Annotated in this window: 13 protein-coding genes; 11 read left to right on the top strand and 2 right to left on the bottom strand. The window is 56.1% G+C overall.

Translation table 11 applies throughout. The annotated features are described in order from the left end of the window. The first annotated feature begins 176 nt into the window (after nucleotides 1-176). The 6 genes from grpE to dapB all read left to right on the top strand — a co-directional run bounded on the left by grpE (nucleotide 177) and on the right by dapB (nucleotide 6,507). The gene (grpE, locus tag JI62_RS21895) at nucleotides 177-818 is read left to right on the top strand and encodes a nucleotide exchange factor GrpE (RefSeq protein WP_088702176.1); all 642 of its coding nucleotides are present in this window, start codon (nucleotides 177-179) and stop codon (nucleotides 816-818) included. 158 nt (nucleotides 819-976) lie between these two features. Further along, nucleotides 977-2,911, top strand: a complete 1,935-nt coding sequence (dnaK, locus tag JI62_RS21900) for a molecular chaperone DnaK (RefSeq protein ID WP_088702177.1) — start codon at nucleotides 977-979, stop codon at nucleotides 2,909-2,911. A gap of 177 nt (nucleotides 2,912-3,088) precedes the next feature. Beyond that, on the top strand, nucleotides 3,089-4,234 hold the full coding sequence (gene dnaJ, locus JI62_RS21905; protein ID WP_088702178.1) for a molecular chaperone DnaJ: 1,146 nt from the start codon (nucleotides 3,089-3,091) through the stop codon (nucleotides 4,232-4,234). Between the two features lie 88 nt (nucleotides 4,235-4,322). Continuing rightward, entirely contained in the window at nucleotides 4,323-5,207 is an 885-nt protein-coding gene (locus tag JI62_RS21910) for a DMT family transporter (protein ID WP_088702179.1), read from the top strand. 131 nt (nucleotides 5,208-5,338) lie between these two features. Beyond that, a complete protein-coding gene (locus JI62_RS21915) occupies nucleotides 5,339-5,620 on the top strand; it encodes a DUF2218 domain-containing protein (RefSeq protein WP_088702180.1) in 282 nt (93 codons plus the stop codon). 80 nt (nucleotides 5,621-5,700) lie between these two features. After that, nucleotides 5,701-6,507: a 4-hydroxy-tetrahydrodipicolinate reductase gene (dapB, locus tag JI62_RS21920; RefSeq protein WP_088702181.1), complete on the top strand. Its 807-nt coding sequence runs from the start codon at nucleotides 5,701-5,703 to the stop codon at nucleotides 6,505-6,507. A gap of 75 nt (nucleotides 6,508-6,582) precedes the next feature. Here dapB and JI62_RS21925 read toward each other — a convergent pair whose 3' ends face one another. Next, a complete protein-coding gene (locus JI62_RS21925; protein WP_088702182.1) occupies nucleotides 6,583-7,995 on the bottom strand; it encodes a DNA cytosine methyltransferase in 1,413 nt (470 codons plus the stop codon). Between the two features lie 417 nt (nucleotides 7,996-8,412). Here JI62_RS21925 and carA point away from each other — a divergent pair, with 417 nt between their 5' ends. From carA to greA, 3 genes are all read left to right on the top strand, one after another. Further along, nucleotides 8,413-9,558, top strand: coding sequence for a glutamine-hydrolyzing carbamoyl-phosphate synthase small subunit (carA, locus tag JI62_RS21930; protein ID WP_170938621.1), 1,146 nt, complete (start codon nucleotides 8,413-8,415; stop codon nucleotides 9,556-9,558). 62 nt (nucleotides 9,559-9,620) lie between these two features. Further along, a complete protein-coding gene (gene carB / locus JI62_RS21935; protein ID WP_088702184.1) occupies nucleotides 9,621-12,851 on the top strand; it encodes a carbamoyl-phosphate synthase large subunit in 3,231 nt (1,076 codons plus the stop codon). After that, complete coding sequence (gene greA / locus JI62_RS21940; protein ID WP_009287920.1) at nucleotides 12,848-13,324, top strand: transcription elongation factor GreA; 477 nt, start codon at nucleotides 12,848-12,850, stop codon at nucleotides 13,322-13,324. Before carB ends, greA begins: the two co-directional genes overlap by 4 nt. 119 nt (nucleotides 13,325-13,443) lie before the next feature. On the opposite strand, the gene yhbY is transcribed toward greA, so the two are convergent. Further along, on the bottom strand, nucleotides 13,444-13,770 hold the full coding sequence (yhbY, locus tag JI62_RS21945; RefSeq protein ID WP_022520713.1) for a ribosome assembly RNA-binding protein YhbY: 327 nt from the start codon (nucleotides 13,768-13,770) through the stop codon (nucleotides 13,444-13,446). 114 nt (nucleotides 13,771-13,884) lie between these two features. On the opposite strand from yhbY, the gene rlmE reads away from it, so the two are divergent. Continuing rightward, nucleotides 13,885-14,532: a 23S rRNA (uridine(2552)-2'-O)-methyltransferase RlmE gene (gene rlmE / locus JI62_RS21950; protein ID WP_035582941.1), complete on the top strand. Its 648-nt coding sequence runs from the start codon at nucleotides 13,885-13,887 to the stop codon at nucleotides 14,530-14,532. 255 nt (nucleotides 14,533-14,787) lie between these two features. Beyond that, a complete protein-coding gene (gene ftsH, locus JI62_RS21955) occupies nucleotides 14,788-16,803 on the top strand; it encodes an ATP-dependent zinc metalloprotease FtsH (RefSeq protein WP_088702185.1) in 2,016 nt (671 codons plus the stop codon). Nucleotides 16,804-16,845: the final 42 nt, after the last annotated feature.

Genomic DNA, 16,845 nt, shown 5'->3' on the forward strand with positions numbered 1-16,845 from the left:
GTTGTTGATTTATACAGTAGTTAATAACTCACTTCAATGCACCTCTTGAGATGGGATTTATGGCCCCCATATAGCCTGCATCGTTGGTTAAAGCTAGCTAGTTAAAGCGAGTGATCTATAGCTTACTTCTCTGTGCGCCGCCCGTATGGCCGCGCCCTACTTTTTAGGAGCACAACATGGCGAAAGAACCGCAAACTCCGTTGGATGACGAACTCACACGCCACGAGCATGAAGCCGAGGGCGCTGAACAAGCGGCTGAGAAAGTGGCTGAAGAGCGCTTGATGGAAGGTGAGCTGGAAGGGCTGATCAATGACGAAGAGCCGCTGGAAGGTAGTTCCGATAACCCTGAAGCGGAAATGCTGGCTGCCCAGGTCGACGAGTTAGAGCAAAGTCTGGCCGAGGCCAAGGATCAAGCCCTGCGCGCTGCCGCCGAAGCACAAAACGTGCGCCGCCGTGCCGAGCAGGAAGCGGAAAAAGCGCGCAAGTTTGCTCTGGAGAAGTTCGTTAAAGAACTGCTGCCCGTGGTTGATAGCCTGGAAAAGGCTCTTGAAACCATGGAAGAGGGGGCCTCCGAGGTTCACCGCGAAGGCGTCTCCATGACACTCAAGATGCAGCTGGATGTACTCAATAAATTCGGCGTTGAGAGCATCGAGCCCCATGGTGAGCCCTTCGACCCGCAGGTGCACGAAGCCATGACCATGGTGCCAAACCCGGATCTTGATCCGAACACCGTGATGGACGTTATGCAGAAAGGCTATTTACTCAATGGCCGCCTGGTGCGTCCGGCGATGGTCGTCGTCAGCAAAAAAGCCGATTAAGCCACTGGCGACACAGAGTGTGCAAAGAGAGTGTGAAAAAAGCCCTTGAAATGTCAGCGGCGGCCCCCAAATAAAGGGCAACCCCGCGGGGAAACCCGCAGACACGTTTTAAAAGACTAAATTTTCAGTTTTGTAACAACCGAATTCGAGGTATTGCTATGGGACGTATAATTGGTATCGACCTGGGCACCACTAACTCTTGTGTGGCCGTGCTCGATGGTGACAGCGCTAAAGTTATCGAAAACGCTGAAGGCGGCCGTACCACGCCTTCTATCATCGCCTATACCGATGATGGTGAAACGCTGGTTGGTCAGGCCGCCAAGCGTCAGGCTGTCACTAACCCGGAAAACACCCTGTACGCCATCAAACGTCTGATTGGCCGTCGCTTTAAAGACGACGTTGTCCAGAAAGATATCAAGATGGTGCCGTACAAAATCAGCGAAGCTGATAACGGTGATGCCTGGGTTGAAGTAAAAGGCAAAAAAATGGCACCGCCGCAGGTAAGCGCGGAAGTGCTGAAGAAAATGAAGAAGACCGCCGAAGACTATCTGGGCGAAGCGGTCACCGAAGCGGTCATTACCGTGCCGGCCTACTTCAATGACAGCCAGCGTCAGGCAACCAAAGATGCCGGCCGCATTGCCGGTCTCGATGTTAAGCGCATCATCAACGAGCCGACCGCTGCTGCACTGGCTTACGGTATGGACAAAACCCGTGGTGACAAAACCATCGCGGTTTACGACCTGGGTGGCGGTACCTTCGATATCTCGATCATCGAAATTGCCGATGTCGACGGCGAAACCCAGTTTGAAGTGTTGGCCACCAACGGTGACACCTTCCTGGGCGGCGAAGACTTCGACCTGGCGCTGATTAACTACCTGGTTGACCAGTTCAAGTCTGATAGCGGCATCGATCTGTCCGGCGACAATCTGGCCATGCAGCGTCTCAAAGAAGCTGCTGAGAAAGCCAAGATTGAGCTCTCAAGTGCCCAGCAGACCGATGTGAACCTGCCGTATATCACCGCTGACAACACTGGCCCGAAACACCTTAACGTTAAGGTGACCCGTGCCAAGCTGGAGTCGCTGGTCGAAGAGCTGGTTCAGCGCTCGCTTGAGCCGTGCAAAATGGCATTGAAAGACGCAGGCCTGTCTGCCTCTGAGATCGACGAAGTGATCCTGGTCGGTGGTCAGACGCGTATGCCGATGGTGCAGAAGAAAGCGGCTGACTTCTTCGGTAAAGAAGCACGCAAAGACGTTAACCCGGACGAAGCCGTGGCCGTGGGTGCTGCGATTCAGGGTGGCGTACTCGGCGGTGACGTTAAAGACGTGCTGCTGCTCGACGTTACCCCGCTGACCCTGGGTATCGAAACTCTGGGTGGTGTGATGACGCCGCTGATCGACAAGAACACCACCATCCCGACCAAGAAGACCCAAACCTTCTCAACCGCGGATGACAACCAGACGGCCGTGACCATTCACGTCGTCCAGGGTGAGCGCAAGCAGGTTGCGCAGAACAAATCGCTGGGTCGTTTTGACCTCGCCGACATTCCGCCTGCACCGCGCGGTGTGCCGCAGGTCGAGGTTGCCTTTGATCTGGATGCCAACGGTATTCTGAACGTATCGGCGAAAGACAAGGCCACCGGTAAAGAGCAGTCCATCGTTATCAAGGCCTCCAGCGGTCTGTCGGACGAAGAGATCGAACAGATGGTTCGCGACGCGGAAGCCCACGCGGAAGAGGACAAAAAGTTCGAAGCCTTGGTACAGCTGCGTAATCAAGCTGACGGCATGATTCACGCCACGCGCAAAACGTTGGAAGAGGCCGGTGACAAAGCCACTGACGACGAGAAGCAGGCGATTGAAACGGCCATCAGCGAGCTGGAAGAGGCGGTTAAAACAGACGACCAGGACGACATTCAGAAGAAATTGGATGCATTGACCGAAGCCTCTGGCAAGCTTGCCCAGAAAATGTACGCCGAGCAGGCAGAAGCAGCGCAGCAAGAGGGCGGTGAAGGTGCCGAGAATGCCGGTGCCAAGCCGGAAGAAGACGTAGTTGACGCCGAGTACGAAGAAGTCAACGACGATCAGAAAAAGCAGTAACATCCTCTTTCTGCCAAGGAAAGCGGTGACGCGGGAGCTTACTCCCGCGTTGCTGTTTCCGGGATAAAGACGCACGTAGTTAGGTATGTAAATTAGGTATGTAGCTAAGTACGTAGCTAAATGTGTATGTCGCTAAAGTGCAGTTGAGTGCGTAGCTAACCAGGAGGCGTAGGGCCCATGTCCAAACGCGATTATTACGAAGTCCTGGGTGTCGAAAAAGGGGCCGATCAGAAAGAGATCAAGAAGGCCTATCGCCGTCTGGCGCAAAAATTCCACCCTGATCGAAACCCGGACGATAAAACCTCTGCGGAAAAATTCCGCGAAGTGTCCGAAGCGTATGAAGTGCTTAGCGACGGCGAAAAACGCGCTGCCTACGACCAGTTCGGCCATGCGGGTGTTGATGGCCAAGGTGGCGGCGGTGGTTTCGGCGGCGCAGGTGCCGGCGATTTCAGTGACATTTTCGGCGATGTGTTTGGCGATATTTTTGGCGGAGGCGGTGGCCGCCGCCGTGGGCCCAATGCCCCGGCACGCGGTTCCGACCTGCGCTATAACCTAGAGCTGGATCTAGAGAATGCCGTTTCAGGCACCACGGTCGATATTCGTGTGCCGCGGCATATCGAGTGTGACCGTTGTGATGGCGGCGGCGCTGAGCCCGGCTCTTCTAAAGAGACCTGCCCGACCTGCCACGGTCACGGTCAAGTGCGTATGCAGCAAGGCTTCTTTGCCGTGCAGCAAACGTGCCCGACCTGTCATGGCTCTGGTCAGCACATCAAAGTGCCCTGCCATAAGTGTAATGGCGAAGGGCGCGTTCGTGAGACGCGCACGCTGTCCGTTAAGATTCCGCCCGGCGTCGATACCGGCGACCGTATTCGCTTGAACGGCGAAGGCGAAAGCGGCGTGAACGGTGGCCCGCCTGGGGATCTGTATGTGCAGGTGGCGATCAAGCCGCACCATATCTTCCAGCGTGACGGTAAGCACCTGCAGTGCGATGTGCCGATCAACTTTGTTGATGCCGCGCTAGGTGGCGAGCTTGAAGTGCCGACGCTAGATGGCCGCGTGAAGCTGAAGATTCCACCGGAAACCCAAACAGGCAAGCTGTTCCGCCTGCGTGGTAAAGGCGTGAAGCCCGTGCGCGGTGGTATGCCCGGCGACCTGCTGTGCAAGGTGGTAGTGGAAACACCGGTGAAGCTTAACGACGAGCAGCGCGATTTACTGCGCCAGCTGCAAAAGAGCTTCGACGACAGCAATAGCCACAACCACTCGCCGAAGAAAACCGGCTTCTTTGACAGCGTGAAAAGCTTCTTTGAAGATATGAAGCCGTAAAACTGTAATAATGGTAAGCAGTTAGTTGTTTTGTTCAAAAACCCTCGGTTCGCCGGGGGTTTTTGCTGTTTAAGGAATGATAAGCGCAATGGATCACCTTGAAGAAAGGCCCACCATGGGCATTTTGCTGCGGGTACTGTCTGGCTTGCTGTTTACCGGGATGTTGGTGTGTATTAAGGCAGTCAGTGATGAAGTGCCGGTGGGGCAGTCGGTGTTTTTTCGCTCGCTGTTTGCGCTGCTGCCTATTGTTGTTTTCCTTCTGCTGCGGCGTGAGTTCCCCCAGGGGTTGGCTACGCGCCGCCCGCTGGGGCATGCGCTGCGTTCTGGGCTGGGGGCGGCGGCGATGTTTGCCTCTTTTGCGGCGGTGGCGCTTCTGCCCGTCGCTGAGGCAACCCTGTTAGCCCAGCTTACGCCGGTCTTTATGGCGGTGGGTGGTGTGCTGCTGCTTGGGGAGCGCTTCTCGCTTAATCGCGCGGGTGGCGTGGTGCTGGCGCTTGCCGGGGTGGCCCTGCTGATTTTGCCTGGGCTCAATGCCGGTTCCAGTAATGGCCAAGTGGTCGGGTACGCGCTAGGGGCGTTGAGCGCGCTGCTAACGGCAGGTGCTTTATTGACCGTCAGGCGTATTTCGCGCACTGAGACGGCTGCTTCAATCGCCTTCTACTTTATTTTGGTGGCCGCGCTAGCCGGGCTGGCGACGCTTCCGCTGGGCTGGGCCGCGCTTAGTCGGGTGGAGTTTGCGCTTTTAGTGCTATCGGGCCTGTTTGGCGGCGCTGCGCATATCGCGATGACATTAGCGCTACGCTACGCCGAGGCGTCGCGTTTGGCACCTTTCGAATATATTGCCCTGGTGTGGCCCGTGTTCGCCGATTGGGTGCTGTTTGGAATCCCTGTCTCCAGTGGCTTCCTGCTCGCGCTGCCGCTGATGCTATCTGGAGTAGCACTTGCGGCGATGGAGGGGCGACGGCTTAAATGACTATTTCGCCGATAAGCTGCAGCTGCGCGGAAACATGCCGTTCCAGTGTATTGTTAATCGCTGCTTGGTGCTGGTCACTGCGGGCATTACGCTGGTAGGTATTTTATGAATGCTTTTCTGGAGGAGTCATCATGCCTTTATCTCGTGTTGAAATTGTCACGCCTTCCGCCGAGCGTTTGATCAATCGGCTCTGTAAACACTGGGCGCATAAGTTGGACGTCGAGCAAAGCGACCAGCAAGCCACCATTACGTTTGCCACCGGCACCTGCGTCATGGTGGCTGAGGCCGATAAGTTGGTGGTGGCCCTCGAAACCCTGGAAGAGGAGCATCTGGATGAACTGGAGGGGGTAGTCGAGCGCCACTTGGTGCGTATGGCCGGTGACGAAGAGCTGGCGATTGTATGGGAGAACTAGACCACGACGGGTCTGCTATAATCGCGCTGATTTTGAAAACATAAGTCTTACGCACCGAAACCGAGAGCGCAGGAGTTCGCATGACCCGAATTGCCATTGTAGGCGTGGCTGGCCGCATGGGCCGTACGTTGGTAAATGCTGTAGAGCAAGAGGCTGAGGCAACGCTAGCCGGTGGAATTGTGGAGCCAGGCAGCTCCTTGGCGGGCGCTGACATTGGCGAGCTTGCTGGCGTAGGGAAGCGCGGCGTTGTTGCGGTCGATTCGCTCGCGTCGATTGTCGATGACTTTGATGTGCTAATCGACTTCACGGCTCCCCAGGTCACGCTGGGTAACCTGGCGTTCTGCGCAGAGCACGGCAAGCGTATCGTGATTGGCACTACCGGCATGAGCGATGATGAATTGGCTCAGCTCGATAGCTACCGTGACAAGGTCGCCATGGTGTTCGCGCCGAATATGAGCGTCGGGGTTAATTTGACCCTGAAACTGCTCGAAACCGCTGCCAAAGCACTCGGCGATGAAGGCTACGATATTGAAGTGATCGAGTCTCACCACCGCCATAAGGTTGATGCGCCTTCCGGCACCGCGATCAAAATGGGCGAAGTCATTGCCGACAGCCTGGGGCGTAACCTTAAAGAGCACGGCGTGTTCGAGCGAGTCGGGCAGTGCGGTCCACGCACCGACAAAGAGATTGGCTTTGCCACCGTGCGTGCGGGCGATATCGTGGGTGAGCACACGGTAATGTTTGCCACCGAAGGCGAGCGCATCGAAATCACTCACAAGGCCTCCAGCCGAATGACCTTTGCCAAAGGCGCTGTGCGTGCGGCGCGCTGGGTCGCTGGCAAAGAGAGCGGTCGTTACGATATGCAGGATGTGTTGGAGCTGAGCTAGGATCGATAAAGGCGCATTTATCGTTTGCGGGCGAGAAGGGGTGAGAGCCCCTTCTGGGCATCTAAACAGCGAGCCTTAAAACAGGCTGAGGCTCGGCTGCGGCACTTTTTGCTGTCGCTCGAAGGCTTGGCTCCACTCGTAGTGAGAGGTCTCCCGGTAGCGTGAGAATTTAAAATCTTCCGGCGGTGCCGTTGCTTTATTGTCGAGCAGGTCTTTGATCAGCTTGCCGACCGCGTAACCTAAGCTGGCAGGTACGGCGTTGCCCACCTGTTTATATTGCTGCACTAACGGCCCCGCCAACTGCCAGCCATCGGGAAATTCCTGGATTCGTTTGTACTCTTCTATGGATAAGGGCCGGTCTTCTTCTGGATGAGCCAAGTCTGTGGCGGGCATGGCGGGGTGGGTAACCAGGGTGGGAGAGGGTTTGTCCCAGCTTAGGCGCCTCAAAAAGCCCGTTTTGCCGCCGCCGGAAAAATAGGATTTACCCAATGCTTCTTGCTGCAGGGCGGTGGGTAGCGCGCGCCAGTTCTGTCCCGCCTTTAGCTGCCGATAATACTTCAAGCGTTTTTCTGGAAAATTAAGGTGGGTGTGACTCTCCAGGCCCGCGACTGCGTCTTTAAAGGTTTTCCATCTGGGGAGCCCATGGCTACCGTGCTCCGAGTGGGTAGGCTGCAAAAAGGGTGCTGCGCTGCCATCACGTGAGCAGATGATAATGACTCTTTCCCGGGTTTGCGGGGTGCCAAAATTCGCCGAGTTATATAGATTGAAGGAGCATGAGTAGCCGGCTTTCTGCAGTAGGCACAGCACGAAATTAAGCGCTCCGCCTTTCATCTCGTCCAGTGATAGATCGGGGAAGCCAGGGCCGCGTTGGCTATGTGGCCTGTGATCCATCGGGCAGGAGAGCAGTCCGCGTACGTTCTCAATGACCAGAAAGCGTGGCTGTATCTCAATCGCCAGATCGATAAACTTTAGAAAGGCGTTGCCGCGATCATCATTGAATGCCTTTCGTTTGCCCGCGGTGCTAAACGCTTGGCAGGGCGGGCCGCCGACCATCAAGTCGACACTCTCTGCCTCTAGCTGCGCCGCTACTAAAATTTGTGCCGCTGAGTAGTCATTGATATCGCCGAGCAAGGCTGTATTGGGGCGATTGAGCAGAATCGTTTGACGGCAGTACTTGTCGAATTCGCAGGCCAGGCGAATATCAAACCCCGCAGCTTCAATGCCCAGATCCAGCCCCATGGCGCCGGAAAAAAAGCTCAAGGCGACTGGCTTATCCGTGTTGGCGGATGTGTCAAAGTAGGCGGGGTGATCCTGTGCGATGCGCTGCTCGGCTTCCTGCTGATACCGTTGGACGCTTTCAGCATCGACTACCCAGGTGCTACCAATTCTTTCTGCTCTTAGCGTCTGTTTCCGGCACAGGGATCTTGCATGCTGAGGGCTTACCCCAAGCGTTAACGCGGCGTCTTCAATGCTGATGTGGGTACTCAATCTTGTTTCCTTTGCGAAACCTGAGGCAGGTACCTATGGTCGACGCCTAGCGGGTTAGTGTCAATGTGCGCTTAAGGGGGTAGTTTTGGGTCAAGAATTCCTGTAACATTTCAAAAATTTTGGCCGGGTGGCCTGGAAATCCTAGACGGCGCGCTTGTTGCGTTGGCCAGCCCAAAGCCTGCCCCGAGCCCGCTAGCAGTTTTGATGGTTAGCGAGCGGCTCTGAAGGCATCGAACAACAAGCGGGATGAAACCGATTCTTTTTATCGGCTTCGTCCCGCTTTTTTACGACCCCAGTTTTACTAGTGATAGTTGTTATTGGCGATAGTTTTACGTCGTGGATAATCAAGAAATTGCTGAGCCTGCGCCCCACAGGCTCCCACCAGCATGGGAGGATCTTGTTTTGAATAACCCCGCATTGAGCAAACCCGCAATATTGGCCCTGGAAGATGGCAGTGTGTTCCACGGTATCGCCATTGGCGCGGACGGATTAACAAGCGGTGAGGTGGTGTTCAATACGGCCATGACCGGCTATCAAGAAATCCTCACCGACCCCTCCTATACCCGCCAAATCGTTACCCTCACCTATCCCCATATCGGCAATACCGGCATTAACGCTGAAGACGTTGAGTCAGCGTCTATTGCCGCCGCTGGCTTGGTGATTCGCGACTTGCCATTGATGGCCAGCAGCTTCCGCTCTGAGCAGTCGCTTTCAGACTACCTGAAAAGCCAGAACGTGCTGGGCATTGCCGATATTGATACCCGCCGCCTAACGCGCATTTTGCGCGATAAGGGCGCTCAGAACGGGGCGATTCTGGCAGGTGCCGACGCTGAGGGCGATGATGCGGTGGCGCGAGCGCTGGAAGCCGCCAAGGCTTTCCCTGGTCTGAAAGGAATGGATCTGGCCAAAGAGGTGTCGTGTAAAGAGGCTTACGAGTGGTCGGAAGGTGAGTGGACGTTGGGTGAAGGCTACGCCGATGCGACTAAAAGCGAGCGCCCCTACCATGTGGTGGCGTACGACTACGGGGTGAAATTCAACATCCTGCGCATGCTGGCCGCACGCGGCTGCCGTTTAACTGTGGTGCCCGCGCAAACGCCCGCCGCTGAGGTGCTGGCGATGAACCCGGATGGTATCTTTTTAGCCAACGGCCCGGGTGACCCGGAACCTTGTGATTACGCGATTAAAGCCATCCAGGAAGTACTGGAAACCGATATTCCGGTGTTTGGTATCTGCCTGGGCCACCAGCTGCTGGCGCTGGCATCCGGTGCGAGAACCGTCAAGATGAGCCACGGCCACCACGGTGCCAATCACCCGGTGCAGGATTTGGATAGTGGCACTGTGATGATCACCAGCCAGAATCACGGCTTTGCGGCGGATGAAGCGACCCTGCCTGCTAACGTGCGCGCAACGCACCGTTCGTTGTTCGACGGCACCTTGCAGGGAATCGAGCTTACTGACCGCCCGGCGTTCAGCTTTCAAGGCCACCCGGAAGCGAGCCCTGGGCCGCGTGATGTGGCGCCGCTGTTTGATCGCTTCGTCGCGATGATGCAGGCCCGAAGCTAACGCATCGCGCTGCCAGATCGCCCTTTTGTCGCTCATCGTCACCATTTTTTGCGGGAACCGTTATGCCTAAGCGTACCGACATTAACAGTATTTTGATCATTGGCGCTGGCCCGATTGTGATCGGCCAGGCCTGCGAATTCGACTACTCCGGCGCCCAGGCGTGTAAAGCGCTGCGCGAGGAGGGGTACCGGGTTATTTTGGTTAACTCCAACCCCGCCACTATCATGACCGATCCGGCCATGGCCGATGCCACCTACATCGAGCCGATTACTTGGCAGGCGGTGGAAAAGATCATCGAAGCTGAGCGCCCGGATGCGATTCTGCCCACTATGGGTGGCCAGACAGCGCTCAACTGCGCCCTTGAGCTAGAGAAGCACGGCGTGCTGGAGAAGTTCGGCGTCGAGATGATCGGTGCCAACGCCGATGCGATTAACATGGCCGAAGATCGCGATCTGTTCGATCAGGCCATGAAGCGTATTGGCTTGGAGTGCCCGAAAGCAAAAGTCGCCCACACCATGGATGAAGCCTGGGAGATTCAGGCGGAGCTGGGTTTCCCGACCATTATTCGTCCTTCCTATACCATGGGCGGCTCCGGCGGTGGCGTGGCGTATAACAAGGAAGAGTTCGAAGAGATCTGTACCCGCGGCTTCGAGCTTTCCAACAACCACGAGCTGCTCATCGATGAGTCGCTGCTGGGTTGGAAAGAGTACGAGATGGAAGTTGTGCGTGACAAAAACGACAACTGCATCATCGTCTGCGCGATTGAGAACTTCGACCCCATGGGTGTGCACACCGGTGACTCCATCACCGTGGCACCGGCGCAAACGCTGACGGATAAAGAGTATCAGATCATGCGTGACGCCAGCCTCGCGGTGCTGCGCGAGATTGGTGTAGAGACCGGTGGCTCTAACGTCCAATTTGGTATGGATCCCAAAACCGGCCGTTTGGTGGTTATCGAGATGAACCCGCGGGTGTCACGCTCTTCAGCGCTGGCCTCTAAAGCGACCGGTTTCCCGATTGCTAAAATCGCTGCGAAATTGGCGATCGGCTATACCCTGGACGAGCTGCAGAACGATATTACCGGTGGTCAGACGCCGGCATCGTTCGAGCCCTCTATCGACTACGTGGTTACCAAGATTCCGCGCTTCACCTTCGAGAAATTCCCCCAGGCTAACGATCGCCTGACCACCCAGATGAAGTCAGTGGGGGAGGTGATGGCGATTGGCCGCACCTTCCAGGAGTCGCTGCAGAAAGCGCTGCGTGGCCTGGAAACCGGCAACGATGGTCTTGATCCGATCATTACCGATTTCACGCCGGACAACATGGCGATTATCCAGGGCGAGCTGCAGGCCGCTGGTGCCGAGCGTATTTTCTACGTGGCGGACGCCATGCGTTCCGGCATGAGCGTCGACGACGTCTTTGCCCTGACCAATATCGACCCCTGGTTTCTGGTGCAGTTGGAAGATCTGGTGCTGACTGAAAACGCCGTCGCCAAACGCACGCTGGCCGATTTCTCAGCCCGTGAACTCTATCAGCTCAAGCGCAAGGGCTTCGGCGATGCGCGCCTGGCCAAATTGCTGAATGTCAGCGAAAAAGAGTTCCGTCAAACCCGCCAGGCCGCCGGTATTCGTCCGGTTTATAAGCGTGTCGATACCTGTGCCGCGGAGTTTGCCTCGGACACCGCCTATATGTACTCCACCTACGAAGAGGAGTGCGAGGCGGATGTTTCTGACCGTCAGAAGATCATGGTGCTGGGTGGTGGCCCCAACCGGATCGGCCAGGGTATCGAGTTTGACTACTGCTGCGTTCACGCCGCCTTCGCCATGCGCGACGACGGCTATGAGACCATCATGGTCAACTGCAACCCGGAAACCGTCTCTACCGATTACGACACCTCTGATCGTCTCTACTTTGAGCCGGTAACGCTGGAAGACGTGCTGGAAATCGCCGACAAAGAGAAGCCGGTGGGCGTGATCGTTCAGTTCGGTGGTCAAACGCCGCTGAAACTGGCCCGTGAGCTAGAGGCTGCCGGTGTGCCGATCATTGGTACCACGCCGGATGCCATCGACCGCGCCGAAGACCGTGAACGATTCCAGGTGATGATCGACAAGCTGGGTCTGAAGCAGCCGCCCAATGCCACGGCGCGCAGCTTTGCGGAAGCCTTCGATAAAGCCGAAGCGATTGGCTACCCGCTAGTAGTGCGCCCCAGCTACGTGCTGGGTGGCCGGGCCATGGAGATCGTCTACGACGCCTCCGAGCTTGAAAATTACATGACCCACGCGGTGAAAGTCTCCAACGACTCGCCGGTGCTACTGGATCACTTCCTGAGTGCCGCGATCGAGATCGATATCGATGCGGTGTCGGACGGTCAGCAGGTGGTGATCGGCGGCATCATGCAGCACGTAGAGCAAGCGGGCGTTCACTCCGGTGACTCCGCCTGCGCACTGCCGCCTTACTCCCTGCCTGCCGATGTGCAGGACGAGATGCGCCATCAGGTGAAACAGATGGCGGTTGAACTGGGCGTGAAAGGCTTAATGAACGTGCAGTTGGCCTGGCAGGATGGCGAGATCTACGTGATCGAAGTCAATCCCCGTGCCTCGCGTACGGTGCCCTTTGTGTCCAAGTGCATAGGCACCTCGCTGGCGCAGATTGCGGCCCGCTGCATGGCCGGTAAGACCCTGGCTGAGCAGGGCTTTGAGAAGGAGATCGTGCCGCACTTCTATAGTGTTAAAGAGGCGGTCTTCCCGTTCAATAAATTCCCCGGTGTCGATCCGATTCTGTCGCCGGAAATGAAGTCTACCGGCGAAGTAATGGGCTCCGGTGACACCTTCGCAGAGGCCTTTTTCAAAGCCCAACTGGGCGCTGGTGAGGCGATTCCTGCGCTAACTGGCGAGCGTAAAGCGTTTCTCTCTGTGCGCGAACCGGACAAGGCGGGGATTATCGAAGTGGGTCGATCTCTGTTAGCATTAGGCTTTACGCTATGTGCAACACGGGGAACAGCGGCTGCTTTGGAAGCTGCCGGGCTTGCCGTGGAACACGTCAATAAAGTCTACGAAGGTCGTCCCCATATCGTCGATCTGCTTAAGAACGACGAAATCGCCTACATTGTGAACACTACTGAAGGTCGTCAGGCTATTAACGACTCTTCGGTCATTCGCCGTACTGCTCTCTCGCGCAAGGTGCCCTATGCGACCACCTTGGCGGGCGCTAATGCTGTTTGCATGGCGCTTGAGTACGGTAGGGAGATTACGGTGCGGCGCCTTCAGGATCTGCATGCAGGAGCAAGTCAATGAACAAGGTCCCGATGACAGTTGCGGGAGAAAGAAGCCTTCGTGAAGAGCTCGACCACCTGAAAAGCGAAGCTCGTCCGCAGGTGATCGCGGCCATCGCCGAAGCGCGTGAACACGGCGATCTTAAAGAGAACGCCGAGTACCACGCCGCTCGCGAGCAGCAAGGATTCATCGAAGGGCGCATTCAGGAGATCGAAAGTAAGCTCTCTGTTGCGCAAGTGATTGATGTCACCAAACTGCCGAAAACCGGCAAAGTGATTTTTGGTGTGACCGTGTCCCTGATGAATCTGGATACTGATGCAGAGGTGACTTATCGTATCGTCGGCGAAGACGAGGCGGATATTAAGTCTGGCCGTATCTCGGTCACCTCACCGATTGCCCGTGCTCTGATCGGCAAAGAGGAGGGTGATGTCGTGGTGGTTAAAACACCCGGCGGTGACGTGGAGTACGAAGTCGGTAGCGTCGAACACGTGTGATACAAAACGCCCCTTCGATTGGCCTGCATTAGGTCGGTCGAAGGGGCGTTTTAGTGCAGCGGCGCTCTTTTTTAAGTGCGCACCTTAAGTGCGTGTCTTAAGTGAGTGCAGATTAACGGTTAATGTCTGCCGTGGTGGTTCTCGAAGCGGGTAACGTTAGAGAGCTTCGGGTTCACCTGCGGGTTTCTGCGATAGAGCAGTGCCATTTTGCCAATGGTTTGCACCAGGTCTGCACGGCTGTTGGCGATCAGTTCGGCGATCATGGCCGCACGATCATCCCGCTCAGGAAGGGCGAGTTTCACTTTGATCAGTTCGTGATCGGTGAGTGCGCGGTTGAGTTCTGCGAGCAAATTTTCGGAGACGCCGTTCTCAGAAACGGTGACCACTGGGTTAAGATGGTGGCCAATGCTACGAAATGCTTTCTTTTGTGCCTGTGACAAGCTCATGGTATCTTGCGGTATCCCGGTTAGCGCTTAACGCTCCATCTTACGGTGAAACGTCACCGAGTGAAAGCGATCGCGTGAATGCGCCCATCTCTAATTCCAGTGTTAGATTCCCACATGCAGCAAAAGCCCCCGAACCGAAAACATTCTGTCAGCAAGACCAGCAATAACTGGAAGAAGGAGCATTTTGACGACCAGTACGTGAAGCAGAGCTGGCAAGATGGCTACCGCTCCCGTGCCAGCTATAAGCTGATTGAATTGGATGAAAAGGATAAACTGCTGCGCCCTGGCATGACAGTGATTGATCTGGGCGCCGCCCCCGGCGGGTGGAGCCAAATCGCAGCGGAAAGGGTCGGGCCGGAAGGGGTGGTGATTGCCTCTGACATCCTGGAGATGGATGCGCTAGCAGGTGTGGACTTTATTCAAGGTGATTTCACTGAAGAGGCGGTGCTAGAGGCGATACTAAAACGCCTGGATAATCGCCGGGTAGACCTTGTGATGTCGGATATGGCCCCCAATATGAGTGGCATGGCAGCGATTGATCAACCTCAGGCGATGTACCTAGTGGAGCTAGCGTTAGAACTCGCTCGTGAAACGTTGTCACCTGGTGGTCGGTTTTTAGCTAAAGTGTTCCAGGGGGAAGGGTTTGACGCCTATTTGAAAGAGCTGCGCGGCAGCTTTAGTAAAGTGGTGACTCGCAAGCCAGATGCCTCCCGGGCGCGTTCCCGTGAGGTCTATTTTCTGGCCGAAGGGTTTCGCGGGTGAGTCTCCTTAAAATGAGACGCTGACCGCGTGGTTCATAGCCAAGATTTATTAGCGCGATTGCCAGACAGGCATGCGCAACGTGTGTCACATTAGTCGCCATAAGTGCGCGTGACGCAGATGGCCCGAGGCATAAGACGCTTTGGCAATGGTTGAACGCTTGATGTTGATGTAATGTCTTAATACTAAGCTTATGGGTAGAAGGCTTTATGACGCATCAGCGTTTAACTGACAGATTCTTGTAATGAGGGTAGCCCCTTGAACGATATGGCGAAGAACCTGATTCTGTGGTTGGTCATCGCGGCCGTCCTACTGACAGTGTTCAATAATTTCAGTACGGAAAGCGCACCGCAAAACACAAACTACTCTCAGTTTGTGCAGCAGGTGCAAAATCAGCAGGTACGTAGCGTGACCATCGATGGTTACACCATCAGTGGTGAGCGCACGGACGGCTCTCAGTTTCAGACCATCCGCCCTGCGGCGGAAGATCCTAAGCTGATGGACGACCTGCTGAGCAACAATGTAACGGTAGTGGGCAAAGAGCCAGAACAGCAAAGTATCTGGACGCGGCTACTGATCGCCAGCTTCCCGATTCTGCTGATTTTGGGCATCTTTATGTTCTTTATGCGCCAAATGCAGGGCGGAGCCGGTGGTGGTAAAGGCGGTCCGATGAGCTTTGGTAAATCGAAGGCCAAGCTGCTCTCACAAGATCAGATCAAAACCACCTTTGCCGACGTGGCGGGCTGTGATGAAGCCAAGGAAGAAGTCGAAGAGTTGGTCGACTTCCTGCGTGATCCGACCAAGTTTCAGCGTCTTGGCGGCACGATTCCCCGCGGCGTATTGATGGTAGGCCCTCCAGGTACTGGTAAAACGCTGCTGGCAAAATCCATTGCCGGTGAAGCGAAAGTGCCATTTTTCTCTATTTCGGGTTCTGACTTCGTTGAAATGTTTGTCGGTGTTGGTGCATCTCGTGTGCGCGACATGTTCGAGCAGGCCAAGAAGCAGGCGCCGTGCATTATCTTTATCGACGAAATCGATGCGGTAGGCCGCTCACGCGGCGCTGGCATGGGGGGCGGTAACGACGAGCGCGAGCAGACGTTGAACCAGCTGCTGGTTGAAATGGATGGTTTTGAAGCCAACGAAGGCGTCATTGTTATTGCCGCGACCAACCGTCCGGACGTACTTGACCCTGCCTTGATGCGCCCTGGCCGTTTTGACCGTCAGGTCACCGTCGGCTTGCCGGATATTCGCGGTCGTGAACATATTCTGGGCGTTCACCTGCGTAAGGTGCCGCTGGGTGATGATGTAAAACCGCAGCTGATTGCTCGCGGTACGCCGGGGTTCTCCGGCGCTGACTTGGCCAACCTGGTTAACGAAGCCGCTCTGTTTGCCGCACGCCGTAACAAGCGCCTGGTCAGCATGGAAGAGCTGGAGCTCGCCAAGGACAAGATCATGATGGGCGCTGAGCGCAAATCGATGGTCATGACCGACAAAGAGAAGCTCAATACGGCTTACCATGAGTCAGGCCACGCTATTATCGGTCTGGTCGTGCCTTCCCATGACCCGGTCTATAAAGTCACGATTATTCCCCGCGGTCGCGCCCTGGGGGTCACCATGTTCCTGCCGGAAGAGGATCGCTACAGCCTCTCCCGTCAGCAAATCCTGGGGCAAATCTGTTCGCTGTTTGGTGGCCGTATTGCCGAAGAGATGACGTTGGGCCCGAATGGTGTGACAACGGGGGCCTCTAACGACATTAAGCGTGCTACTGAGCTGGCTCACAACATGGTCGCCAAGTGGGGCTTGTCGGAGGAAATGGGGCCGATCATGTACGACGAGGATGAGTCACATCAGTTCCTCGGTGGCCCGGGCCAGGGTGGCGGTAAGATGAAGTCGGGCGATACCACGACGCGTCTTGATAAGGAAGTGCGCAAAATCATCGACGATTGCTACGAGCAGGCGCGCCAGATCCTGACCGATAATCGCGATAAGCTGGATGCCATGGCCGAAGCGCTGATGAAGTACGAGACCATTGATGCCGCGCAGTTGAAGGACATCATGGAAGGTCGTGAGCCGCGCCCGCCGGAAGGCTGGGACGACGGTGACTCATCCGGTGGTGGCACGCCTATCAATGATGATAAGCAGAAGACAAAGGCCGAAGACGATGCCTCTAGCACGTCAGGAAGCGATGCTTCTGGAGGTGGTGATGGCGAAGAGGATGACGACGAGCCACGTCGCCGCCCCTCAGACCCACTAGGCGGCCCTGCTGGCCCATAACCGCCAGTCATCCCCTATGAGCAAAAGGCGCCCCGTCATGGG

Source organism: Halomonas campaniensis, from assembly GCF_002211105.1.
GTDB classification, from domain to species: domain Bacteria; phylum Pseudomonadota; class Gammaproteobacteria; order Pseudomonadales; family Halomonadaceae; genus Vreelandella; species Vreelandella campaniensis_A.